The 23,083-nt window shown below is 63.7% G+C and carries 19 protein-coding genes and 1 pseudogene; 10 read left to right on the forward strand and 10 right to left on the reverse strand.

Going from position 1 to position 23,083, the window contains the following annotated elements:
* Nucleotides 1–329 precede the first annotated feature (329 nt).
* The 6 genes and pseudogenes from acs to torC form a co-directional block, all read right to left on the reverse strand.
* Nucleotides 330–2,276: an acetate--CoA ligase gene (gene acs, locus ACRCYW_RS20925; protein ID WP_438551907.1), complete on the reverse strand. Its 1,947-nt coding sequence runs from the start codon at nt 2,274–2,276 to the stop codon at nt 330–332.
* A 189-nt stretch (nt 2,277–2,465) separates the two neighbouring features.
* Nucleotides 2,466–4,160 (reverse strand): annotated as a pseudogene (locus ACRCYW_RS20930) (putative bifunctional diguanylate cyclase/phosphodiesterase); the annotation flags it as partial.
* Between the two features lie 168 nt (nt 4,161–4,328).
* Nucleotides 4,329–4,697: a hypothetical protein gene (locus tag ACRCYW_RS20935; RefSeq protein ID WP_438551908.1), complete on the reverse strand. Its 369-nt coding sequence runs from the start codon at nt 4,695–4,697 to the stop codon at nt 4,329–4,331.
* Nucleotides 4,698–4,701: 4 nt separating this feature from the next.
* Entirely contained in the window at nt 4,702–5,370 is a 669-nt protein-coding gene (gene torD, locus ACRCYW_RS20940; protein ID WP_438551909.1) for a molecular chaperone TorD, read from the reverse strand.
* Between the two features lie 98 nt (nt 5,371–5,468).
* The gene (gene torA, locus ACRCYW_RS20945; protein WP_438551910.1) at nt 5,469–7,961 is read right to left on the reverse strand and encodes a trimethylamine-N-oxide reductase TorA; all 2,493 of its coding nucleotides are present in this window, start codon (nt 7,959–7,961) and stop codon (nt 5,469–5,471) included.
* Nucleotides 7,962–7,984: 23 nt separating this feature from the next.
* Nucleotides 7,985–9,148, reverse strand: coding sequence for a pentaheme c-type cytochrome TorC (gene torC / locus ACRCYW_RS20950; protein ID WP_438551911.1), 1,164 nt, complete (start codon nt 9,146–9,148; stop codon nt 7,985–7,987).
* A gap of 146 nt (nt 9,149–9,294) precedes the next feature.
* On the opposite strand from torC, the gene torR reads away from it, so the two are divergent.
* Nucleotides 9,295–10,008, forward strand: a complete 714-nt coding sequence (torR, locus tag ACRCYW_RS20955) for a two-component system response regulator TorR (protein ID WP_438551912.1) — start codon at nt 9,295–9,297, stop codon at nt 10,006–10,008.
* A gap of 81 nt (nt 10,009–10,089) precedes the next feature.
* On the opposite strand, the gene ACRCYW_RS20960 is transcribed toward torR, so the two are convergent.
* From ACRCYW_RS20960 to torT, 3 genes are all read right to left on the reverse strand, one after another.
* Nucleotides 10,090–10,494 carry a GFA family protein gene (locus ACRCYW_RS20960; protein ID WP_438551913.1) on the reverse strand — a complete coding sequence of 135 codons (405 nt, stop codon included), beginning with the start codon at nt 10,492–10,494 and terminating at the stop codon, nt 10,090–10,092.
* Nucleotides 10,495–10,516: 22 nt separating this feature from the next.
* Nucleotides 10,517–10,813 carry a hypothetical protein gene (locus tag ACRCYW_RS20965; protein WP_438551914.1) on the reverse strand — a complete coding sequence of 99 codons (297 nt, stop codon included), beginning with the start codon at nt 10,811–10,813 and terminating at the stop codon, nt 10,517–10,519.
* A 107-nt stretch (nt 10,814–10,920) separates the two neighbouring features.
* Nucleotides 10,921–11,973, reverse strand: coding sequence for a TMAO reductase system periplasmic protein TorT (gene torT / locus ACRCYW_RS20970; RefSeq protein WP_438551915.1), 1,053 nt, complete (start codon nt 11,971–11,973; stop codon nt 10,921–10,923).
* A gap of 70 nt (nt 11,974–12,043) precedes the next feature.
* Here torT and torS point away from each other — a divergent pair, with 70 nt between their 5' ends.
* The 7 genes from torS to ribBA all read left to right on the forward strand — a co-directional run bounded on the left by torS (nt 12,044) and on the right by ribBA (nt 20,599).
* Nucleotides 12,044–14,848 carry a TMAO reductase system sensor histidine kinase/response regulator TorS gene (gene torS / locus ACRCYW_RS20975; RefSeq protein ID WP_438551916.1) on the forward strand — a complete coding sequence of 935 codons (2,805 nt, stop codon included), beginning with the start codon at nt 12,044–12,046 and terminating at the stop codon, nt 14,846–14,848.
* 127 nt (nt 14,849–14,975) lie between these two features.
* On the forward strand, nt 14,976–16,229 hold the full coding sequence (gene glyA / locus ACRCYW_RS20980) for a serine hydroxymethyltransferase (protein WP_438551917.1): 1,254 nt from the start codon (nt 14,976–14,978) through the stop codon (nt 16,227–16,229).
* A 116-nt stretch (nt 16,230–16,345) separates the two neighbouring features.
* The gene (locus ACRCYW_RS20985; RefSeq protein WP_438551918.1) at nt 16,346–16,774 is read left to right on the forward strand and encodes a hypothetical protein; all 429 of its coding nucleotides are present in this window, start codon (nt 16,346–16,348) and stop codon (nt 16,772–16,774) included.
* A gap of 163 nt (nt 16,775–16,937) precedes the next feature.
* Nucleotides 16,938–17,387, forward strand: coding sequence for a transcriptional regulator NrdR (gene nrdR, locus ACRCYW_RS20990; protein ID WP_100861196.1), 450 nt, complete (start codon nt 16,938–16,940; stop codon nt 17,385–17,387).
* Nucleotides 17,388–17,446: 59 nt separating this feature from the next.
* A complete protein-coding gene (ribD, locus tag ACRCYW_RS20995; protein WP_438551919.1) occupies nt 17,447–18,556 on the forward strand; it encodes a bifunctional diaminohydroxyphosphoribosylaminopyrimidine deaminase/5-amino-6-(5-phosphoribosylamino)uracil reductase RibD in 1,110 nt (369 codons plus the stop codon).
* A gap of 138 nt (nt 18,557–18,694) precedes the next feature.
* Complete coding sequence (locus ACRCYW_RS21000; RefSeq protein ID WP_438551920.1) at nt 18,695–19,348, forward strand: riboflavin synthase; 654 nt, start codon at nt 18,695–18,697, stop codon at nt 19,346–19,348.
* A gap of 141 nt (nt 19,349–19,489) precedes the next feature.
* On the forward strand, nt 19,490–20,599 hold the full coding sequence (gene ribBA / locus ACRCYW_RS21005) for a bifunctional 3,4-dihydroxy-2-butanone-4-phosphate synthase/GTP cyclohydrolase II (protein WP_438551921.1): 1,110 nt from the start codon (nt 19,490–19,492) through the stop codon (nt 20,597–20,599).
* 112 nt (nt 20,600–20,711) lie between these two features.
* On the opposite strand, the gene ACRCYW_RS21010 is transcribed toward ribBA, so the two are convergent.
* Nucleotides 20,712–21,962: a S1 family peptidase gene (locus tag ACRCYW_RS21010; protein ID WP_438551922.1), complete on the reverse strand. Its 1,251-nt coding sequence runs from the start codon at nt 21,960–21,962 to the stop codon at nt 20,712–20,714.
* A 208-nt stretch (nt 21,963–22,170) separates the two neighbouring features.
* Here ACRCYW_RS21010 and ribH point away from each other — a divergent pair, with 208 nt between their 5' ends.
* Entirely contained in the window at nt 22,171–22,641 is a 471-nt protein-coding gene (gene ribH, locus ACRCYW_RS21015) for a 6,7-dimethyl-8-ribityllumazine synthase (RefSeq protein ID WP_042078850.1), read from the forward strand.
* Nucleotides 22,642–22,655: 14 nt separating this feature from the next.
* Complete coding sequence (gene nusB / locus ACRCYW_RS21020) at nt 22,656–23,069, forward strand: transcription antitermination factor NusB (RefSeq protein ID WP_349919195.1); 414 nt, start codon at nt 22,656–22,658, stop codon at nt 23,067–23,069.
* Nucleotides 23,070–23,083 lie beyond the last annotated feature (14 nt).

A 23,083-nucleotide genomic window follows, 5' to 3' on the forward strand; every position in this document is an offset into this window, starting at 1 on the left:
AATCTAGCCATTTTCTGCGCAATTCGATGTGCCCTGGCACACAGATTTCGCAATTATATTGATTTCGTGAAAAATCGCAGCATTTTACTGGTCTAATCTCTACATCTGTTTATTTATTGTGCTTTTTGGCCCAGAGGACGAAAGCCGGAGCATAGAGACGACAAAGCCGGCACAAGGCCGGCTTTGTGGAGGAAGGTGGCAGGACTCAAGCCGCTTCCGACTTCTCCCGGATGAGCTTGTCCACTACACCCGGATCCGCCAGGGTGGAGATGTCCCCAGGCTGTCGGTCTCACCGGTGGCGATCTTGCGCTGCATTATGGAGCGCATGATCATGCCGCTTCCGACTTCTCACGGATGAGTTTGTCGACTACGCCCGGATCCGCCAGGGTGGAGATATCCCCCAGGCTGTCGGTCTCACCGGTGGCGATCTTGCGCAGGATACGGCGCATGATCTTGCCGGATCGGGTCTTCGGCAGTCCCTCGGCCCAGTGGATCACGTCCGGCGTTGCGATGGCGCCGATCTCCTTGCGTACCCACTCCTTCACCTCTTTATGCAGCTCGCGGCTCGGCTCTTCCCCGGCGATCAGGGTGACATAGGCGTAGATGCCCTGACCCTTGATCTCGTGAGGGACACCCACCACGGCGGCTTCGGCGATTTTCGGATGGGCCACCAGGGCCGACTCTATCTCGGCTGTGCCCATGCGATGGCCGGAGACGTTCAGTACATCATCCACCCGTCCGGTGATCCAGTAGTAGCCGTCGTTGTCGCGACGGGCGCCGTCGCCGGTGAAGTAGCGACCGGGGAAGGTGGAGAAGTAGGTCTGCTCGAAGCGCTCGTGATCGCCGAACACGGTGCGCATCTGGCCAGGCCAGGAGTCGGTGATCACCAGGTTGCCCTCGGTGGCACCCTCCAGCGGTTCGCCCAGGTTGTCCACCAGGGCCGGCTGTACCCCGAAGAAGGGGCGGGTGGCGGAGCCGGGTTTCAGATCGGTGACGCCGGGCAGCGGGCTGATGAGGATGCCGCCGGTCTCGGTCTGCCACCAGGTGTCGACGATGGGGCAACGCTCGTCGCCTATGGTGCGGTAGTACCACTCCCAGGCTTCCGGGTTGATGGGCTCACCCACGGATCCCATGATGCGCAGGCTGGAACGGGAGGTGCCCTCCACCGCCTCCTTGCCCTTGGCCATCAGGGCGCGGATGGCGGTCGGCGCCGTGTAGAGGATGCTGACCTGATGCTTGTCCACCACCTGGCTCATGCGGTTGGTGGCCGGGTAGTTTGGTACCCCTTCGAACATGAGCGTGGTGGCGCCGTTGGCGAGGGGCCCATAGACCAGATAGGAGTGACCCGTAACCCAGCCCACGTCGGCGGTACACCAGTAGATGTCCTCCTCGTGGTAGTCGAACACGTACTTGAAGGTGAGGCTGGCGTAGACCAGGTAGCCACCCGTGGTGTGCAGCACGCCCTTGGGCTTGCCGGTGGAGCCCGAGGTGTAGAGCACGAACAGGGGATCCTCGGCGCCCATGGCCTCGGCAGGGCAATCCGCGCTGACGCTCGCGACGGCGTCGTGCCACCAGAGATCACGATGGCTGTGCCAGGCGACCTGGCCACCGGTGCGTTTGAGGACGATGACCTTGCTGACCCGGGTCTCGGGGTTGGTGAGGGCCTCATCCACGTTCTTCTTGAGGGGGATGGGGCGACCGCCACGCAGCCCTTCATCGGCGGTGATGACGATGGAGGATCCGGAGTCGATGATGCGGCCGGCCAGGGCTTCAGGGGAGAAGCCGCCAAAGACGATGCTGTGGACGGCACCGATGCGGGTACAGGCCAGCATGGCGATGGCCGCCTCCGGCACCATGGGCATGTAGAGGCAGACCATGTCGCCGCGCTTGACTCCCTGCGTCTTGAGTACGTTGGCAAACTTGCATACCTCGGTGTGCAGCTCGCGATAGGTCAGCTTGCGATCCTCGGCCGGGTTGTCCCCCTCCCAGATGATGGCGACCTTGTCGCCGCGCTGGGCCAGATGGCGATCCAGGCAGTTGGCGGAGACGTTGAGCAGGCCATCCTCATACCACTTGATGGAGACATGGCCGGGATCGTAGGAGGTGTTCTTGACCCGGGTGTAGGGCTTCATCCAGTCGAGGATCTTGCCCTGTTCGCCCCAGAAGGCCTCAGGATCCTGCACCGATGCCTGATACATGGCCTCATAGCCTGCCTTGTCCAGCAGGGCGTTCTTACCGATGTGGGCCTTGACCGGGTAGACCTTGCTCTCGCTCATCTGTCACTCCTTTGAATACATTCCTGTAATGTTTGAGTAACAACTTATACCTTTGGTGCCCGAGGGCAATTAGACTTTTGGATAGCGATGAGAAGAGGCTAGCTGCCGGCCGGGAAGGCGAGGCGGCGAGAGGGAGATGATATGAGAAAGGGAGCCGATGGCTCCCTTTTTCTATGGGGTTTGGCTGGCTCAGCACCAGGTGCTGTGGTGGGGATGGAGCTTGCTGGCCAGATGGGATTTTGAGAGGGGATGGCTGAACAGATAGCCCTGGCCCTCCTCGCAGCGCAGGGACTGCAGAAACCGGCGCTGGGACTGGGTCTCTATCCCCTCGGCGGTGACCGCCATGCCGAGGCTGTCCGCGAGATGGACTATGGTGCGGCACAGCTCCCGGCTGTGCTTGTCATCGGGCAGGGCCTGCACGAAGGATCTGTCGATCTTGATGCGATCGATGGGCAGGGTCTTGAGCAGGCTGAGGGAGGAGAAGCCGGTGCCGAAGTCATCGATGGCGATCTGGACTCCCAGCGCCTTGAGGCGGGTAAACAAGCGCAGGCTCTGATCCACGCTCTGGATGATGCTCTCGGTGACCTCTATCTCCAGCCGCTCTGCCGGAAACCCCGTCTCCGAGAGGATGGCCGCCACCCGCTCCACGTAATCGGGGGCGCGCATCTCCCTGACCGAGACATTGACCGACAGTCTGGGCACGCTCAATCCTTGCGCCAGCCAGCGTTGCCCCTGCTGGCAGGCGGTGCGCATCACCCACTCCCCAATCTGCTCGATCAGGCCGCACCGCTCGGCCACCGGGATGAAGCGGGCGGGGGAGATCACCCCCTCGCTCGGATGCTGCCAGCGCAGCAGGGCCTCCAGCCCGCTCAGCCGGTTGTTGGTGAGATCCGCCATGGGTTGATAGAGGACGCGAAACTGCTGTTGTTCCACGGCCTTGAGCAGGCCCTGCTCCAGCAGCATGCGCTCCCGCGTCTGCTCGGCCATGTCGGGGGCATAGAGCAGGTGACCGTTGCGGCCCTGGCGCTTGGCCTCCTGCATGGCGCTGTTGGCCGCGCTGATGAGGTGATCCGGGGTCTGGCCATGTTCCGGGTAGAGGGCGACTCCCAGGCTGGCGGAGAGGGCGATCCGCTCCTGCCCAAGTTCGGCCGGTATGCGCAGTGTCTGCAGCAGTTGTTCGACTCGCTCGGCCAGCAGCCGTGGCTGGGAGAGGCCGGGGATGAGCACCAGAAACTCGTCGGCGCCGAGCCGGGCCGCCAGATCCCGGGGGCGAAGATTGTGGCGAATGCGCTCGGCCAGCAGCTTGAGCAGGTGATCGCCAGCCTCATGGCCCAGATTGTCGTTGACCAGCTTGAAGCCGTCGAGATCGATGAACAGCAGGGCGAAGCTGTGGTGATTGAGGCGAGCCGCCTCTATCTCGAGCAGGAGCCGCTCCTGCAACAGGGCGCGGTTGCCGAGATCCGTGAGGGGATCGTGGTAGGCGAGGTGATGGAGCCGCGCCTCGGCCTGCCGCAGCCGATCGGCCTGATGCTGGGAGAGCTGCTCTTCGCCGATGTCACGAACGATGAGCAAGAGCCCATCCGGATCGCCGCCGGCATCCAGAATGGGGCTGCATATCGCCTGCCAGTGCCTGGGCTGCCCGGGATAGTCTGTGGTGAAATGGCCAAGATCCCATTTTTCCCGGGGTATACCACGGTGGATCAGCGCGCCGAGCAGAGGGACCAGCAGGGGAAGCTCGGCGGCATCGAGTTCAAACAGACTCTGGCCAAGGGTCAGGGGGGCGCCGCAGATCTCGGCGAAGGGGCCATTGACGCTGCGGCATCTGAATTCCCGATCGAAGACTCCAATGCCAAAGGGCGCCATGTCGAATAGCCGCTGCAGCTGCTGGGGGGGCAGGGGGCCGGACAGAAGGGAGGCCTTAACCGATTCGGGTAGCGCTTTTGTCATGGAGGCACCTGAATTGATGTCTTTGTCAATGTGGCGTGATTGTCAGTATGGCAGGAAGTCGGCGGAGAGAAAGGAAACGGGGAACAGCATTAAATCAACAGGATATCAGCCTTTTTGGCGGCCGAAGGCCTGCAGGCCGCGCACCAGCACCAGCATGGCCAGCACGAGGAAAGGGAGGGCGAAGGCCAGCAGCGGCAACCAGTGCGCCTGGCTGCCGCTGCTGTGGATGAAGTCGACCCAGGCCACCAGCAGGGCCAGCATGCCGGCTATCTGGAAGCGGCGACGCAGCACCACTTCCACCCCCAGGTTCGCGAGGTAGAGAGTGAGCAGTATGCCGGCGAAACCGGTGAGCTGGGCGGCGCCATAGAGCTCCCTGTCCGGGTTGAACAGCAGGGCTGCCAGGGGGAGCAGGCCCTGCTGTGTCGGAATAAAGGTGAGCAGCCAGCAGGCGATCAGCAGCAGGGCCGTCTTCATGGGATCAGTCGGCGGCTTGCGCCGGTTTGACCAGATTCAGGTAGTTCGCATCCATGGCGAGGAAGACCCCCAGCAGGCGGGCGCTGGCGCCATAGAAACCGAACTGGTCGGCCTTGCGGCAGGCCTGCTCGAAATCGGCGAACCAGCCGAGCAGGTGGTGATGGAGCAGCTCTTCCTGCTCCTGCAGCCACTGTTCCCGCTCGCTGGCCGTGGTCGCCTCGGCGGCGCGGATGATGAGATTGCCCATCAGATCCAGCTCGATGGCCAGGTGATCGGCAGGCTCCTTGTACTTGTCGCTGACATCGATGCCGAGGCGCTTGAGGCGCGCCTGCATCTCGGCCATGGGGGCCTGCATCAGGAGCTTGGCTTCCCCGCGATAGAGGGATTCGTAGGGCAGGGCTCCCTGTTTGGGATCCACCAGGAACAGACCGGCGAAGTCGGCGGCCAGCTCCAGCTGACGATCCTGGCGCACCAGCAGGCGGGCGATGGCGTCATTGAGCTCGGCCACTGCGTCGCGCATGGGATCCAGCGTGGAGAGGCTTTTGAGGAAGCTGCGCACGTCATAGCTGTCGTACTCGGCGATCTGGGGGTCGCTGAGCTCGGCGGCAAACAGGGTGGAAAACCACCAGTAAAGTTCGGCCCGGCGTTCGCTGGTAGCCATAAATTCCTGCATTTTTCCTCCGTGGATGACAATCGGGAGCCATGATGGCCCCCGATTCTAACGACTTTAAAAATAAAGGAAACTCAAGGGGCGGTTTTGGCCGCCCCCGCTCACAGTGCCGGGAACATGGGGTCTATGCCCGCCGCCGACTCCGGTGCGCCAAAGGCGGTGACCGCGGGCGCAGTGCCCTGGAATTTCTCTATCTCAACTAGCGTGGTGTGGGCCGAGGTGGCCTGGGCCAGGCTGGAGGAGCCGATGTCCGCGGTCAGCACATTGGGGTCGCCATAGGTGCACAGGGTGCCGACCTTGCCCCCCTCCAGCGGGCCGTACCAGGCCCCCTCCTGAATGCGTACCACGCCGGGGGCATAGTCATCGGAGACCACCAGCCCCGCCAGTACCTGACCGCGGCCGTTGAACACCCGCACCAGATTCCCGTCCTCAAGGCCCCGCGCCTTGGCGTCCTGGGGGCTCATGTAGACCGGCTCCCGGCCCTGCACCGTATAGGTGGCGCGATAGTCATCCGAGGAGCAGAGCTGGCTGTGCAGCCGCTTGTCCGGGTGGCAGGATTGCAGGTGCAGCGGGTATTGTTTGCTGCCCGGGCCGCCGTGGGAGCGCTCGAACGGCTCCATCCAGACCGGATGGCCGGGGCAATCCGCATAGCCGTAGTTGGCTATTGTCTGGGAGAAGATCTCAATGAGGCCGGACGGGGTGCCCAGGGGCTCCAGATCCGGCTCCTGGCGGAACGACTCGTGGCGCACCCAGGGCTGGCCGGCCGGGAAGGTGACGAAGCCCTCTCCCTGCCAGAACTGGCTGAAACGGGGCAACCGGATGCCGATGCCACGGCCCTGCAGGCGAGCGTCGTCATAGATGCTCTGGATCCACTCCAGCTTGTTCTTGCCACCGGTGAACTCGGCCTCGCGGTCGAAGCGGCGGCAGAGGTCGGCGAAGATGTCGTAGTCGTCGCGGGCCTCGAACAGCGGCTCCACCACCTTGCGCATGGCCAGGATGCCGGCGTTGGAGTGGGAGCCCCACTGCTCTATGTCGTCCCGCTCGTAGGTCGTGGTGGCCGGCAGCACTATGTCGGCGAATCGGCAACTCGCGGTCCACTGGTGATCCACGCTCACCACGGTTTCCAGCTTGCGCCAGGCCGCCACCATCTTGTTGCGATCCTGCTGGTGGTGGAAGGGGTTGTTGCCGCAGAACACCGCCATCTTCATCTCCGGGTAGGTGATGGTCTGGCCGTTGAAGGCTATGGTCTTGCCCGGATTGAGGATGCAATCCACGAAGCGGGCCACGGGGATGAACTTGGAGTAGCCCTTCCAGTCGCCGTCGTGGATAGGTTTGACCCCGGGGATGACGGAGCTGAAACCGGACATGATGGGGCCCGTGCTGGTGATGGTGCCGGCGCCGTTGTAGTGCCAGCCAAAGCCGTAGCCGCCGCCGGGCAGGCCGATCTGGCCCAGCATGGAGGCCACGACCACCAGCATCCAGGCGTACTGCTCGCCGTGGTGCATGCGCTGTACGCACCAGCCGCCGATGAGCTGGGTGCGGCCGCTGGCCATGGTGCGGGCCAGCTCGCGGATGCGGTTGGCGGGCACGCCACACAGCTTGGCCGCCCACTCGGCGTCTTTTACCTGACCGTCGCTCTCGCCCAGCAGGTAGGGCAGGAACTTGTCAAAGCCGGTGGTGTAGTTCTTCAGGAACTTCTCGTCGTGCAGCTTCTCACTGTAGAGGGTATGGGCAATACCCAACATCAGGGGCAGATCGGTCTGGGGGTTGAGGGCAACCTGCTCGCAATCCAGGTATTTTTGGGTCTTGGACTTGACCGGATCGACGCTGATGACCCGGATCTCCCCCTTGGCCACCTTCTCTTTGAGCTGTGCCCAGTAGTCGTAGACGCTGTGATCCGGCACCAGCCAGCCCACCTGCAGGTTCTTGATGGGATCGGATCCCCAGATGACTATGGTCTTGCTGTGCTCCAGCAAGAGCGGCCAGGAGGTCTGCTGTTCGTACACCTCCATGGCGCCCGCCACGTGGGGCAGGATCACCTGGGCGGCGCCGGTGGAGTAGTCACCGGCCTTGGCCAGGTAGGTGCCGTGCAGGTTCATGGCGCGGCCCAGCATGGCGCCGGCGGAGTGCAGCTTGCCCACCGACTGCCAGCCGGAGTGGCCCGCGTAGAGGGCGCTCGGGCCATGGGTTTTCTGCACCCGCTCCAGCTCGTGATAGAAGAAGTCCAGGGCCTGGGACCAGGTCACCCGCACGAAGCGGTTCTGGCCGCGCTCGCTGGTGTCTGATTGGTGACCCTTGCGCAGCCAGTCCAGGCGCACCATGGGGTAGCGGATGCGGGAGGGGTTGTAGACCACCTCGGCCAGCCCCTTGAGCATCTCGGTCGGGTGTTTGTCGTGTTCGAACGGCAGGGTCTCGACCCAGCGTCCGTCCACCACCCGGGCGCGGAAGGCGCCCCAGTGGGAGCCCGATTGCACCAGCTTGTCACCGGACTCGGCGGCCATGACGGCGCGGCCGAGCAGGGAGGGGCCGATCAGGGCGCTGGCACCGCTGGCCAGCAGGCCACCCAGGAAACCACGGCGGGAAATGTTGATCATGATGTTATTCCTCTTTCGAATCCTTAGTGGCTACCCTGACCGCCGGTATCGGCGGCGTGGTTCTGCAGGTATTTGAGCAGGGTGCGCTCCTCTTCCTTGCTCAGGCGGTAGTAGGCGGACATCGCCTTGAGCCCGGAGATCCAGCCGTTGGCGGTGAAGTGAGCGGGATCCGGCGCCGCGTGGCAGGAGTTGCAGGTGGACTTGTACATCTCGCCGGCATAGTCCCAGATGGGCTGCAGCGAGGGCTCGAGCCCCTTGCCATCGACCCAGGCCTGGACCCGCACCTGCTCCCAGGGGATCTGGGTGGCTTCATCCATCTCTTGCTTGAGTACCTGCTCGTTCCCCTTGAGCTCGTCACGGACGGTGGCCACGAAGACCCGCTTGCCCATGTATTCGCTCAGCACCCGGCCCTTGCCGTCTCGCTCGCGCCAGCCTTCGACCGACACCTGGAGACGATCGCCGCTGCGGGCCAGCACCTCGATGCGGGAGGCGGGCAGCAGCTTGCCGACGGCCTCGGTGCTCTGCTCGCTGGCATAGAGATCTTTCTCGGCCAGGGTGTAGAGGGTCTCGGCGGCGGGAGCCTCCTGGGCAGCTTCTTTGAGGCCGGCGAAGGTGGCACGGAAGCCGCCGGCCATGTTCGGCAGCTCGTGGGCTATGCCTTTGTGACACTCGATGCAGTTCATGTTCTTGGCGGCGGCGTCCTTCATGGCCAGGGCGGCGGCGGGGGACTGTTTGGCGTGATCCATGTTGTCGTAGCTGTGGCAGGACTTGCAGGTCTTGGAATTCTGGCTGCTCATGCGGGCCCACACCTTCTCCGCCAGGTGCAAGCGCCTGTCCTCAAACTTCTCCTGGGTGTCGATGCTGTGGCCTATGTACTCCTGATAGAGGTCGTTGGCGGCCTCCATCTTGCGGGCCACCTTGCCGACGAAGTCCTTGGGCTGATGGCAGTCGGTACAGACCGCCTGGACCCCGGAGGCGTTCTTGAAGTGGATGGACTCCTTGTACTCCGGATAGACGGTGCTCTCCATGGAGTGGCAGGAGACGCAGAACTCCAGGGAGCTGGTCTTCTCGAAGCCGTAATGCAGGCCGACGGTGCCGGCCAGGGTCACGCCGACCCCGACCAGGATCAGCGCCAGCACCGACCAGCGGCGGCTGGGTGTGCGCAGGAAGTGCCACAGTTTTTTCATGGAAGGTCTCTCACATCGCTTTTTTGATGTGAGCCATGATAGGGAGCGGCTGTGAACAGGGTTGCCGGTAAAAATTAATGAATTAGGGGTATTTATGACAAAATATGAATAGAATAATCCCCCCTGTCCCTGCTGCGAGCCCTGCCATGCGCCACCACATACTGGTCGTCGAAGATGACGTCGTGACCCGCGAGAAGCTGACCGGCTATTTCGAGCGAGAAGGGTATAGAGTGACGGCGGTGGAAGACGGGCAGGGGATGCGGGCCGCCCTGGCGGAGCAGGATATCGCCCTGGTGATGCTGGATATCAACCTGCCGGGGGAAGATGGCCTGCTGCTGACCCGGGAGCTCAGGGCCCGCAGCACGGTGGGCATCATCCTGGTGACCGGCCGCAGCGACGCGGTAGACCGGATAGTGGGGCTCGAGATGGGGGCCGATGACTATGTCACCAAGCCGTTTGAGCTCAGGGAACTGCTGGTGCGGGTCAAGAACCTGCTGTGGCGCATCTCGCTGGCGACCTCAGTGCAAGGGGCGAGCGAACCCGATGACGATGCGGTCTGCTTCGGCCCTTGGCGCTTTGACATTCCCCGCCGCCAGCTCACCAAGGACGGGGTGCCGGTGCGCCTCACCAAGGCGGAATACGAGGTGCTGGTGGTGTTTGTCGCCCATGCGGGCCGGGTGCTCAGCCGGGAGCGGATCCTCTCCCTGGTGACTCATCGTGGCGATGGCCCGAGCGATCGCACCATAGACGTGCTGATCCGCCGCTTGAGGGGCAAGTTGGAGGAGGAGCCGCGGGATCCCCAGCTGTTTGTCACCGTCCACGGCGAGGGTTATCTGTTTGCCGGTCAGATAGCGCCGTAGGCAGTGAATCAGGCTGCTTTCAGTGCCTTTGGCGAAGTTTTAATAAAAGGCTGTTGCAGGCGGTGATTGATTGTTCTGCCATCAGGCCGGCGGCCGGGTCTCAAACTGCGGACAGTCGTCCCCTATCCGGTGCCAGGGGGCCTTGGAGCCGACGAAGATGTGAAAGCCGGGCTGCTGGCTTGGCGTCTCGTCCAGCACCCCGAGCCTCAGGTTGATCTTGCCGCTGCTGCGCTTCTGGCTGAACAGGCTGGAGCCGCAGTGACGGCAGAAGGCGAGGCTGGTCTCCGCCGACTTCTGGAAGCGGGCGATGGCATCGCCTCCTTTCACTATTTCCACCTTGTCCCCGTCCAGCCCGCCCACAGAGGCGTAATCCGAGCCGGAAAACTTGCGGCACTCGCCGCAGTGGCAGTTGCCCATGTAATCGAAGCTGTCCGGCAGGCGCAGGCTGACGGCGCCGCACAGGCAGCTGGCGTGTAACATCTTCATGCATTTTCCTCTATCAGGCGTCTCAGGCTATCTGGTCATCTTCGGCGCGAAACAGCACCCGCTTGCACTTGGCACAGGCCCACTCGCGCCTGAAGTCTGCCAGATGCACCAGACCGACCTCCAGTTGTTTGTGGTGACCACAGTGGCGGCAGAATACTATCTTGCCGTCCACCGCCTCCGGGTGGGCGCTCAGATATTGGGCCTTGGTGGGAATATTCTCCCACTGGGTGGCGGGGACGCGCCTGCGCTGATGGCTGTAGTAGACCCAGTAGAACAGAAAGAACGCCACCAGGATGATAAAGGTCAGCAGATGCTCCATCAGGATTCCCCCCGTTTGCCTGCTCCGGCTTTCGAATAAAAAACGATGTTAATGAGCATGTTATAAGAAGCAGCAAGGGGGGATTGTGATCCGCTTCGGGTTTTGGTCTAGGGGGGAGTGGGAGCCAGACCGACTCGGTACACGGGACGAAAATCCCCATCCGACAGGGAGTGCTCAGGTGCGCTCAGGGGGGCGCTCAGGGTCAGGATGGGTGGGCCCATGACACGAGGGCATTGGGTTTCAGTAGCATCCGGTTGGCGAAGCAGGCAGACGGCCTGGGCCACCGCAAGCTGCCCCTGTTCACGCATCTGATCGCTGTTGGCGGCGAGGATCTTGCCCCGCAGCAGGCCGCGCTGGACGCCGTGGCTGAAGTAGGTGGCGAGCACCCTGGGGCGGTCGGCATGGTGCTGGGCCAGCTCGTTGACCGCCACCTCGGCGGCGATGGCCCCCCCCACCAGGTAGTCGAGCCCGGGGTGACGGGCCAGGGTCTGCTGCACCAGGGTACGCTGGATCTCACGGCTGTTGTCGCCGCGCGCAGTGGTGACGAGCCGGATGGCGCTGTCACGGATGGCGTCGATGAAGCCGGACTCGACCAAGGCGGTACCACTACCGGAGTCGGGGCCCGGGAAGAGGGCGACCGAGACGGGCTGGCTGCCCGCCGGGTGGCGCTCTGCCAGCCAGTGGCCGATGCGCCAGCCCATCTGGTACCAGGGCACGCCGACCTGAGCGACGGCTAGGCCGGGGGCGAGATCGTTGACCAGCCCGAACACCGGCAGCGGGCTCTGCCTGATGGCGTCGGCGAGAGCCCCATAGCTGACAGCGCCGAGCAGGATGGCATCGCTCCCCTCATCCACGCATTGGCGCAACTGCTTGCGCTGTTCGGCCAGGGCGCCATAACCCCCCGCCTCGTGGATCCGCAGCTTGGCCTCGAGCCGCTTGGCTTCCTCCACCATGCCCTGATTGACCGACAGCCAGTAGGCATCCCGCAGGTGGGGGTAGAGGATACACAGAGTCAGGGGCTTGGCGAGGGGGGCGGGGGCCGGCCAGGTCAGTCTGGTCGGCTGGCCGGTGAAGGCGCCATCCGGCCAGTGATCCACCTCGAAGGCCGAGGCGGGACGGACCAGCAGGGCGAGCAGAATGCACAGAGAGAGGCTTCGCATGGCAGAGGGTTTTGTTAAAGTGTGAGGCCGTATTATCCGGACAAAGTCGATCACAACCAAGGGATCCCCCGTGAGAATGTTTTCCGGCCTGGGCGGCAAGTTGCTGCTGGCCTTCTCCCTGATGGCCATGCTGACCCTCGGCGCCTCCCTGCTGGGCTGGGTCGGTCTCAACCGCCTGCGCCAGCTGGAGCAGGGGGTGCAAGCCACCCTGGCGGGTCAGGAGAGCGCCCGTACCCTGGCGCGCCTGAGTGGCGAGATCCAGAACGCCTCCCACCTGCTGGCCATGGCGAGCAGCGAGGCGGAGCGGGAACATCAGGGGCGCCTGCTGACCCTGCAGGGGCAGCAGATGCAAGGGGTGCTGGAACAACTCGGCACCGAGGGGGAGCTGGCGCAGTTGCACCGGCTCAGCCAGACCATCATCGGCAATCTCGGCCAGCAGGGCTGGCTGGTGGGGGAGCGACTCACGCTCATGGCCGAAGGCGGTGTGCTGCGTACCCAACTGGTGGAGGCCGCCAGCCAGGTGGCCGAGCTCGCCCGCAGCCAGATGGAGAACGCCGAGACCGTGATGGTGGCGGGCATGGGCTCCCTCTATCGATTGCAGGGAAAGCAGGCTGACGCGGCGCTGGATCGATTGCTGGAGCAGGATCTCGACTGGCTGGAGCAGATGACGGAGTTGCGCCATCGCACCCTGATGCAGCAGCAGAGGATAGAGGAGATCTGGCGCAGCGAGCAGCAGCCCGCCCTGCAAGGGCTGCAGCAGGATAGTCGCAAGGCTTTGGCCATCCTGCAACTGCGGGCCGGCGCCGTGACGGACCCCGCCCGCCGGGCCGCGGTGGAGCAGGCGCTGGCCCTGCTCGGGCAGAGCGACAGACTGGTGCAGCTGCGCAGCGACTGGATTGGCAAGGGGGAGGCGCTGCGGGTGCTGGCCTCGGCCAACGAGGTGATGATGGGCAGCCTCAACCAGCAGGTTGACAGCCTGGTGGCGGGGGCGCGGGAGGCCCTCGGCCAGAGCCAGCGAGTGCTGCGGGAGCGGTTGCAACTGCTGGCCAGCGCCCTGGTCTTTATCGGCCTGCTCACCCTGGGTCTCTTGATCCTGCTGATGTGGCGCATGGTCTATGGCCGCATCGTCTGGCCCCTGCAACACGCGGTGGAGGGGATGAGCCGGCTGGCACGGGGGGATCTGACGCCCCCGGCGCCTGGCATGCATCAGGGACAGGATGAGCTGGCCGAACTCGGCCGGGCCCTGCAGGTGTTTCGCGATAACGCCATCGAGCTCGGCCGCTATCAGCGGGAGCTGGAATCCCGGGTGGAGGAGCGCACCGGTCAGCTCAGCCATGCGAACCTGCGCCTCAACGAGGAGGTGGAGAAACAGCGCCAGGCCAGGGACGAGGCGGAGCAGGCCAACCGGGCCAAGTCGGTCTTCCTCGCCACCATGAGCCACGAGATCCGCACCCCCATGAACGGCATCCTCGGCGGGCTCAGCCTGCTGGAAGACACCTGGCTAAACCCGGAGCAGCAGCGTTATCTGGCCGCCATCGGCCACAGTGGCGAGTCATTGCTCGAGATCCTCAACGACATCCTCGACTACTCCAAGATAGAGGCGGGCCACGTGGAGGCACGCCGGGAACCCTTCCCGCTGCGGCAGCTGGCGGACGATCTCTGCACCCTGTTTCGGCCGAGGGCCGAGGCCAGGGGGCTGCGCCTCGAGCTTATCTATGGCGACACCCTGCCGCCCGTGGTAGAGGGGGACATAGGCAAGCTGCGCCAGGTGATCGCAAACCTGCTCGGCAACGCCGTCAAGTTCACCCGCAAGGGGAGCATCACCCTCTCGGTCATGCCCCTGGCCTGCGCCGGCCCCTGCGCCGAGCCCTGCATCGAGTTCGTGGTCGAGGATACCGGCCCCGGCATTCCAGCCGAGGAGCAGCAGGCAGTGTTCGAGGCGTTCCGTCAGCGCAAGCGGGATCTCGGCCATCAGGGAGGCACTGGTCTCGGCCTCGCCATCAGCCAGAAGCTGGTGAGCGCCATGGGGGGGGAGCTTGGGCTTGCGAGCGAGCCCGGTGCGGGCTGCCGCTTCAGCTTCAGCCTGCCCCTGCAACGCTCGGCGGCTTTGTTGCCCGCGCAGCCAGAGCCCGTCCTGCTCTGCCAGCCCCGGGAGATCCTGCTGGTGGAGGACAACGAGATCAACCGGTTGGTGGCCCAGGGCATGCTGGCGCGCCTCGGTCACAGGGTCACCCTGGCGGAGGATGGGCGCACGGCACTGGCCTGGGTGAGCGAGCGACCCTTCGATCTGGCCCTGCTCGACATCAACCTGCCGGACATGGACGGCATTAGCCTGCGGGAAGATCTCGACGCCATCAGCGAGGAGGTACATGGCCGGCCCCTGCCCGCCATCGCGGTCTCGGCCCAGATGTACCCGGAAGATATCCGCCACTGTCTGGCCGCCGGTTTCGCCGACTTCGTGGGCAAACCCATGCGGCTGGCGACCCTGGCCGGTGCCATCGCGCGCCAATGCCAGGGTGCCGCCTCGGCAGGGGCTGGCCCCGGAGAGGCTGCTCCTGCGGGCAACGGGGTGCTGGAGGCGGATCTGCCCGTGCTGGGTCTGCCGCGCATCGGTCAGCTTATCGATTTGTTCGAGTCACAAGGCCGCGAGCTGGTGGCGACCTTGGTCGCGAGCGAGCCGGGGGAAGCGCGCCGTCAACTGGCCCACAAACTCAAGGGCAGCGCCCTGGCGCTGGGGCTGACGGACTTTGCCGAACTCTGCGCCGAGTTGGAGAGGGGGGAGGGGGAGCCTCTGGTGCTGACCCACGCATTCGAGGAGGCTATCCATGGGCTGCAGGCCTGGCTGGCGGCGAAGGGGGAGCAGTCCGGGGGATGAAACTCGTCTTTCGTAACATAGATTCAACATTTTTTTGGGTGGTTGGACTGTCTCTTTGATCCCGCTCACGTTACAATGCGCCGGCCCACTTCACCTATCGCGCAAACGATTTTCAGGAGATAAACGGATGTTGAAACGTGACATGACCATCGCCGGCTATGATCCAGAGCTGTGGCAGGCCATCACAGACGAGACCCGTCGTCAGGAAGAGCACATCGAGCTGATCGCGTCTGAGAACTACACCAGCCCCCGCGTCATGGAGGCCCAGGGCTCCCAGCTGACCAACAAGTACGCCGAAGGCTACCCGGCCAAGCGCTACTACGGTGGTTGCGAGTATGTGGACGTGGTCGAGACCCTGGCCATCGAGCGCGCCAAGGAACTGTTTGGTGCCACTTACGCCAACGTGCAGCCTCACTCCGGCTCCCAGGCCAACAGCGCCGTTTACATGGCCCTGCTGCAACCGGGCGATACCGTGCTCGGCATGAACCTGGCCCACGGCGGCCACCTGACCCACGGCGCCCCGGTCAACTTCTCCGGCAAGCTGTACAACATCATCCCCTACGGCATCGATGAGTCCGGCAAGATCGACTACGTCGAGATGGAGCGCCTGGCGGTCGAGCACAAGCCGAAGATGATGATCGGCGGCTTCTCCGCTTACTCCGGTGTGGTTGACTGGGCCAAGATGCGCGAGATCGCCGACAAGGTCGGTGCCTGGCTGTTCGTCGACATGGCCCACGTGGCCGGTCTGATCGCCGCCGGCGTCTACCCGAACCCGGTTCCCCACGCCCACGTGGTCACCTCCACCACTCACAAGACCCTGGCCGGTCCGCGCGGTGGTCTGATCCTCTCCGCCGCCGACGACGAAGAGCTCTACAAGAAGCTGAATTCCGCCGTCTTCCCGGGTGGTCAGGGCGGCCCGCTGATGCACGTCATCGCCGGCAAGGCCGTGGCCTTCAAGGAAGCGCTCGAGCCCGAGTTCAAGACTTACCAGGCTCAGGTCGTGAAGAACGCCAAGGCCATGGTCGAGGTGTTCTTGGCCCGCGGTTACAAGATCGTCTCCGGCGGCACCGACAACCACCTGATGCTGGTGGATCTGATCGGTCGCGAGCTGACCGGTAAAGAGGCCGATGCCGCCCTGGGCAAGGCCAACATCACAGTCAACAAGAACGCGGTACCGAACGACCCGCGCTCCCCCTTCGTCACCTCCGGTGTGCGTCTGGGGACCCCGGCCATCACTCGCCGCGGCTTCAAGGAAGCTGAGAGCAAGCAGCTGGCTGGCTGGATCTGCGACGTGCTGGACAACCACGACAACGACGAAGTGCTGGCCAACGTGCGCGAGCAGGTGCTGGATATCTGCCGTCGTCTGCCTGTCTATGCCTGATAAGCCAGACATCCTGGTATGAGACAATGCCACCCTCTGGTGGCATTGTTGTTTATATCGCGGCGTCACGTGGGCGCCGTGCTCAGTCTCAGCCAGCCAAGAGGAGAGGAAGCGCCATGCCCAGTCAGATTGCCCCCAGCGATGATGACCTTGTCTCGTCCATCCGCGCCCAGTATCACTTTCGCCCAAGCCCGGGGGGCCTGCTGGCCTGGGATGTACGCAAGTTGATCAGGCTCGGCCGCGAGCTGCCGGTGCGAGCCGTACCGCTTGGCCAAATAACGGAGCTGGACAAGGAGCACTGGTACGGCCATGGCAGCGTCCGGCCCACGGTGCGCAGCATGGTCGAGCATTGCCAGCTGATGCTGGCCGCCGACCTCGCCTATCCCATCATCCTCGACAGCGAAGGTCGGGTCATGGATGGCATGCACAGGGTCGGCAAGGCGCTGATGCAGGGGGCGACTCACATAGAGGCGGTGCAGTTCGAGCAGGATCCCGCGCCCGATTACGTGGATTGCGATCCCGATGCCTTGCCCTATGACGACTGATGGAGGCGACCCCTCTCACCGTAATCTCGATGCTACCCAGGGGTAGCATTGTTTTTTCTGGGCTTTTACCGGTTTTGGGTGGCCGTGTTACACTGGCTGACCAAGCTCCTGCCCCTGGTGGCAGGTGACCCCTTAGATGCCATGAGTTTGCGCCGGAGGTCCGATGCATTGCCCGTTCTGTAGTGCCGTTGATACCAAGGTGATCGATTCCCGTCTGGTGGCGGAGGGCCATCAGGTGCGTCGCCGCCGCGAATGCCTGCTCTGTCACGAGCGCTTCACCACCTTCGAGATGGCCGAGCTGGTGATGCCGCGCATCATCAAGTCCAACGGCTCCCGCGAGCCCTTCAACGAAGAGAAGCTGCGCGGCGGCATTTTGCGGGCGCTGGAGAAGCGGCCGGTGAGCATGGAAGCCATCGAGAAGGGGATCAATCACATCAAGTCCCGCCTGCGCGCCACCGGCGAGCGGGAGGTGGCTTCCCAGCTGCTCGGCAACCTGGTGATGGATGAGCTCAAGAGCCTCGACAAGGTGGCCTATATCCGCTTCGCCTCCGTCTATCGCAGCTTTGAGGACATCCGCGAGTTCGGTGAAGAGATCGCCAAGCTGGAGAAATGAGCCAGCCATCCACGGATTGAGTTATTACCCCTATTTTCTCGCGTTGAACGGGAGCCCAGATGTTTAGTCAAGACGATTATCGATGGATGAACCGGGCCCTCGAGCTGGCCCGCCGCGGTCGCTACACCACGGCCCCGAACCCCTGTGTCGGCGCCGTGCTGGTGAAGGCCGGCGTGGTGGTGGGTGAGGGCTGGCACCAGCGTGCCGGCGAGCCTCACGCCGAGGTCTATGCCCTGCACGCCGCCGGGGAAGAGGCCCGTGGCGCCACCGCCTACGTGACTCTGGAGCCCTGCTCCCACCACGGCCGCACCCCTCCCTGTGCCGAGGCGCTGATCAAGGCCGGGGTGACCCGGGTGGTCGCCGCCATGGTGGATCCCAATCCCCAGGTGGGCGGGCGCGGTCTGCGCATGCTCTCCGAGGCGGGTATCAAGGCGGACTTCGGCCTGCTGAGCGCCGAGGCTGAAGCCCTGAACCCCGGCTTCTTCAAGCGGATGCGCACCGCCTTCCCTCTGGTGACGGTGAAGCTCGGCGCGAGTCTCGATGGCCGCACCGCCATGGCGAGCGGCGAGAGCCAGTGGATCACCGGCCCCTTAGCGCGCGCCGACGTGCAGCGCCTGCGGGCCCGTCACGACGCCGTATTGTCGAGCGCCGAGACGGTACTGACCGACGGGGCTTCGCTCAACGTGCGATGGGATGAGTTGCCTCCCTCGGTCAAGGCTGTCTACCCCAAGGAGGCCCTGCGCCAGCCCCTGCGGGTCGTCATCGACTCCCAGAATCGCTTGACCCCTGATCTCCCCCTGTTCAAGAGCACGGGCCCGGTGCTGCTGGCTCGCCACAAGGTGGACGGGGACTGGCCGGAATGGGTGCAGCAGTTGGAGCTGCCGTTGCTCGACGGCAAGCTGGATCTGGTGAGCCTCTTCATGCTGCTGGCCAAGCGCAACATCAACTCCGTGCTGGTGGAGGCGGGGCCACGCCTGTGTGGCGCCCTGCTCGGCAAAGGCCTGGTGGACGAGCTGGTGCTCTATCAGGCGCCCAAGCTCTTGGGGGACGAGGGCCGTGGCCTGTTCCACCTGCCCGAGTTGACCCGGCTGTTCCAGGCACCCAAGCTCAACCTCAAGGATGTGCGGCTGGTGGGGCAGGATATTCGCATCACGGCCAAGATTGCCTAGCCAGCCTTCAGGATCTTTCAAGGAAGTGCGGGCCGATTGAGCCAGTCGTGCACATCGAGGCCAGCATAGCCTGATGTTCGGCATTTACACATTTCAGAGACAGGGCCGCCGGGCCCTGTCAGCAGCAAGGTGATCTGCATGTTTACCGGAATTATCGAAGCCATGGGGACCCTGGCAGCCCTGCGTCGTCAGGGGGAGGACATGGCCCTCACAGTGCATGCCCCGACCCTGGATTTCAGCGACGTCAAGTTGGGCGACTCCATCGCCACCAACGGCGTCTGCCTGACCGTGGTGGCCCTCGGCGACAAGAGCTACACCGCCGACGTGTCGCTCGAAACCCTGTCTCGCACCGGCTTCGCCGATGCCAAGGTGGGCGATCCCGTCAATCTGGAAAAAGCACTGATGCCGACCTCGCGCCTCGGCGGTCATCTGGTCTCCGGCCACGTGGATGGCATCGGCGAGGTGAAGAGCAAGTCCAGCAGCGGCCGCGCCATCGAATACTGGATTGAAGCGCCAGGGGAGCTCGCCCGCTATATCGCCGAGAAGGGCTCCATCGCGGTGGATGGCATCAGCCTCACGGTAAACGCAGTGCAGGGCAACCTGTTCCGTCTCACCATAGTACCGCACACCGCCCAGGAGACCACGATCGCAAACTGGAAGCCGGGACATCGCGTGAACCTCGAGGTGGATCAGATAGCCCGCTATCTGGAGCGGCTGATGCAAGGCAGGGCGCAGGAGGGCACGACCTCGTCCCTGACCCTGGAGAAACTGGCGCAGTCCGGCTTTCTGTGATGACGCTGTGGGGGCCGAAAACGCTTTTCTGTGAGCCCGCGCAGGTTGAAATGGGGGCCTCTGCCCCCATCTAGGTCAGAATAACCCCGTATCAAGTCGAGCCCGCAGGCTCAATCCCGAAGCATGTTGATGGAGTAGCCCATGGCGCTGAGCACAACCCAGGAAATCATTGCCGATATCAAGGCTGGCAAGATGGTGATCCTGATGGATGACGAAGACAGGGAGAATGAAGGGGACCTCATCATGGCCGCCTCCTGTGTCCGCCCGGAAGATATCAACTTTATGGCCCGGTATGGGAGAGGATTGATCTGCCTGACTCTGACCCGGGATCGTTGCAAACAGCTGGCGCTGCCGCTGATGGTGGATCGTAACAACGCCCAGTTCTCCACCGCCTTCACCGTGACCATAGAAGCGGCCGAAGGGGTGACCACAGGCATCTCCGCCGCCGATCGCGCCGTGACGGTGCAAGCCGCGGTAGCCCCGAACGCCAAGGCCGCCGATCTGGTGCAGCCCGGCCATATCTTCCCGCTGATGGCGCAGGATGGCGGTGTGCTGACCCGCGCCGGCCACACGGAAGCGGGCTGCGATCTGGCCCGGCTTGCAGGCTATGAAGCGGCCTCCGTCATCGTCGAGATCCTGAACGAAGATGGCACCATGGCACGCCGCCCGGATCTGGAAGTATTCGCCGAGCAGCACGGCATCAAGCTCGGCACCATCGCGGATCTCATCGAGTACCGCAACCAGCACGAGACCACGGTGGAGCAGGTGGCCGAGTGCAAACTGCCTACCGAATACGGCGAGTTTGACCTCATCACCTTCCGCGACACCATAGACAACCAGGTGCACTTCGCCCTGAAGAAGGGTGACATCCAGGCCGACCAGCCGACCTTGGTACGGGTGCATCTGCACGACGTGCTGAGCGATCTGCTGCAGACCGACCGTCACGCCGCCCGCAGCTGGCCGCTGGCCAAATCCATGGCGCGCATCGCGAAAGAGGGCGGTGTGCTGGTGATCCTGGGGGCCGAGGCCAACGGCGACGAGCTGCTGGCCCGGGTCAAGGCGTTCGAGGCCGCCGACAAGGGGCTGGCACCGGAAGGAGCCAGGTGGCAGGGTACCTCCCGCCGGGTCGGCGTGGGCTCCCAGATCTTGAAGACACTCGGGGTCGGCAAGATGCGGCTGCTGAGCTCACCGAAGAAGTACCACGCCCTCGGCGGCTTCGGCCTGGAAGTGGTGGAATACGTCGGCGAGTAATCTTGCCCACGCCGTCGCTTCCCACCATGGGCTGGGGAGATCCTGACGCAATGAAATAAGGGATGACCTCGGTCATCCCTTATTGTTTGTTGCCTGCCGGTGAGGGGCTGCCTTAGCGGCGACGGCGCAACCAGGCAAGGGGCAGCAGCAACAGGCTGGCAAGACCCATTGCACCACCGCCGCCACCGCCACTGGAGGTAGAGGTGGAGCTGGTGGTTGTCGTCGCAGTCGTTGTCGTGCTGCCGCCTGCCGCCGTCGTCCCCGTGGTGGTTGTGGGCTTGCCGGTCATGCTCATCAGAACCCCTTGAAGACGCTGACTCCCCCCTCGCTCGTCGATGGCGGTGAGGGCTATCCCCTGGAGACGAAGGGTGCCCACGGTGTCGTTGGCATCGGCGCGCAGGCGCAGGGTGCAGTGCTGCCCCGCCTCCAGGCGGTCGGGACAGCCGTTGAACATGGAAGGCGCGTCGCTGTAGACGTTGCTCAGGGTCAGGGCCTGTGTGGTGCGGTTGGCGAGTTGGTAGTCGGCCCAGCCACTGGTCCCCTGGGGCAGAACGAGGCCGCGGATGGTGGTCAGGGTAACCCCCTGTTGCTGGCTGGAAATCCACTCCTTGAACGCCGGGGCGTAGACATAGCCGCCGGCGCTGCCGGTGGCGCAGGGGTAGGCGCCGTAGCTGGTGACGCCGACCAGTTCTCCCCCGGAAGTCAGGGGGCCGCCACTGTCACCCTTGCAGGTATCCTGGCCGAGCAGGTTGCCGGCGAAGATGTGGGTGCTGGTCTGATCCCCATACCAGCGGTCCTTCTCCCCCTGGTAGGCGAGATCCACCGCCAGCAGTTGCGAGCTGGTCTTGGTCGCGGCAGGGTTGGTGCCACCGTAACCGAGGGCATGGAGCAGGGTGGTACCCAGCTGCCAGGTGTCCTTGGCCGTCAGATCGGCGATCCTGATGGGGGAGAGGGAGACGGGGCTGGCCAGGTGCAGCAGGGCCAGATCCGAGGAGGAGGGGGTCTGGTCGGGGCTCCCCAGATGGTTCATCAGATTCTGATAGTACTCGGGGTGCATCAGCACCTGATCGACTCTGCTGCGGGTGTGGGGGCGGCTCAAGTCCGTCACGCCGATGGCGACCTCCATGGGGCCGGATTGGGCATCGGCGACGCAGTGGGCGGCAGTCAGCACCCACTGACTGTCGATCAGGGTACCGCCGCAGAAGTTGACCCAGGTGCCATCGACGACTTCACCGACCGCCGCCATCCAGCTGGGGGCTGTCGTGGCGCTGCCCCCTATGATGCGTGGTGCGCCGGTATCGGCTTGGGCGGAAAATGATAGCAGGCACGCGAGTGCGACGCCGCTGCGTTTGAAATACAACATATTGAACTCCTTGATATTATTATTTTTACCCCGTGACAGGCGCACGTATTATTAGCAGGTCGGAGCAGTTAAGAAAAAAATTAATAAGGGTCTGGTGACCGGAGTGGTGATGCCTGTTTTTGTCCCATTGCCTTTGTGCTAGAATGTGCGCACTTTTGGCCGCGGCCCCATTGACGGCCCTACTGATTGCACAGAGACAGGATTTCCAATGAAGATCATCGAAGGAAATATCGCCGCTCCCGAGGCGCGTGTAGCTATTGTCGTTGCCCGTTTCAACAGCTTCATCAATGACAGCCTGGTGAACGGCGCGCTGGACGTGCTGAAGCGTCAAGGCCAGATCCAGGAGAGCAATCTGACCCTGGTTCGCGTGCCGGGCGCCGTTGAAATCCCATTGGCGGCCAAGAAGCTGGCCAAGAGTGGCCAATACGACGCCATCGTCGCCCTCGGCACCGTCATCCGTGGCGGTACCTACCACTTCGAACTGGTGGCGAGCGAGAACGGCAAGGGTCTGGCCCAGGTGATGATGGAATATGAAATTCCCGTCGCCTTCGGCGTGCTGACCACAGAAAACATCGAACAAGCCATCGAGCGCGCCGGTACCAAGGCGGGTAACAAGGGTGCAGAGGCTGCACTGAGCGCGCTCGAAATGATCAACGTCCTGAAACAACTGGACGTGTAACGAGGAGAAGTACATTGAAACCGTCCGAGCGCCGTAAGGCCCGTCATTGCGCCACCCAGGCCATCTACCAGTGGCAGATGACCCAGGCCAACGTGGGCGACATCGAAGAGCAGTTCAAGATCGATCAGGACACCAAGGGTGTGGACCTGAACTATTTCCGCGATCTGCTGTTCGGGGTAGCCCTCCACTGCAACGAGCTGGACAAGGTGTTTGCACCTTTCCTCTCCCGTCCGCTGGAAGAAGTGGACATGGTGGACAAGGCGATCCTGCGTCTGGCGACCTACGAGCTGACCCGTCGTGATGATGTGCCGCCGCGCGTGGTGATCAACGAAGCGATCGAGCTGGCCAAAGCCTTCGCCGCCGATGACAGCCACAAGTTTGTCAACGGTGTTCTGGACAAGGTGATCAAGACGCTGCCGAAGCGCTGATCCGCTGTCCATCA

The sequence above is a fragment of the Aeromonas sp. genome (assembly GCF_051657805.1).
Taxonomy (GTDB): domain Bacteria; phylum Pseudomonadota; class Gammaproteobacteria; order Enterobacterales; family Aeromonadaceae; genus Aeromonas.

Coding starts and splice junctions, on each gene's coding strand:
- ACRCYW_RS21010 (WP_438551922.1), bottom strand. CDS start 21,962: ATGTTGTATTTCAAACGCAGCGGCGTCGCACTCGCGTGCCTGCTATCA.
- ACRCYW_RS20960 (WP_438551913.1), bottom strand. CDS start 10,494: ATGAAGATGTTACACGCCAGCTGCCTGTGCGGCGCCGTCAGCCTGCGC.
- ribD (WP_438551919.1), top strand. CDS start 17,447: ATGTTTAGTCAAGACGATTATCGATGGATGAACCGGGCCCTCGAGCTG.
- glyA (WP_438551917.1), top strand. CDS start 14,976: ATGTTGAAACGTGACATGACCATCGCCGGCTATGATCCAGAGCTGTGG.
- torR (WP_438551912.1), top strand. CDS start 9,295: ATGCGCCACCACATACTGGTCGTCGAAGATGACGTCGTGACCCGCGAG.
- acs (WP_438551907.1), bottom strand. CDS start 2,276: ATGAGCGAGAGCAAGGTCTACCCGGTCAAGGCCCACATCGGTAAGAAC.
- ACRCYW_RS20935 (WP_438551908.1), bottom strand. CDS start 4,697: ATGAAGACGGCCCTGCTGCTGATCGCCTGCTGGCTGCTCACCTTTATT.
- ACRCYW_RS21000 (WP_438551920.1), top strand. CDS start 18,695: ATGTTTACCGGAATTATCGAAGCCATGGGGACCCTGGCAGCCCTGCGT.
- torT (WP_438551915.1), bottom strand. CDS start 11,973: ATGCGAAGCCTCTCTCTGTGCATTCTGCTCGCCCTGCTGGTCCGTCCC.
- torC (WP_438551911.1), bottom strand. CDS start 9,148: ATGAAAAAACTGTGGCACTTCCTGCGCACACCCAGCCGCCGCTGGTCG.
- ACRCYW_RS20965 (WP_438551914.1), bottom strand. CDS start 10,813: ATGGAGCATCTGCTGACCTTTATCATCCTGGTGGCGTTCTTTCTGTTC.
- nrdR (WP_100861196.1), top strand. CDS start 16,938: ATGCATTGCCCGTTCTGTAGTGCCGTTGATACCAAGGTGATCGATTCC.
- ribH (WP_042078850.1), top strand. CDS start 22,171: ATGAAGATCATCGAAGGAAATATCGCCGCTCCCGAGGCGCGTGTAGCT.
- torA (WP_438551910.1), bottom strand. CDS start 7,961: ATGATCAACATTTCCCGCCGTGGTTTCCTGGGTGGCCTGCTGGCCAGC.
- ribBA (WP_438551921.1), top strand. CDS start 19,490: ATGGCGCTGAGCACAACCCAGGAAATCATTGCCGATATCAAGGCTGGC.
- ACRCYW_RS20985 (WP_438551918.1), top strand. CDS start 16,346: ATGCCCAGTCAGATTGCCCCCAGCGATGATGACCTTGTCTCGTCCATC.
- torD (WP_438551909.1), bottom strand. CDS start 5,370: ATGCAGGAATTTATGGCTACCAGCGAACGCCGGGCCGAACTTTACTGG.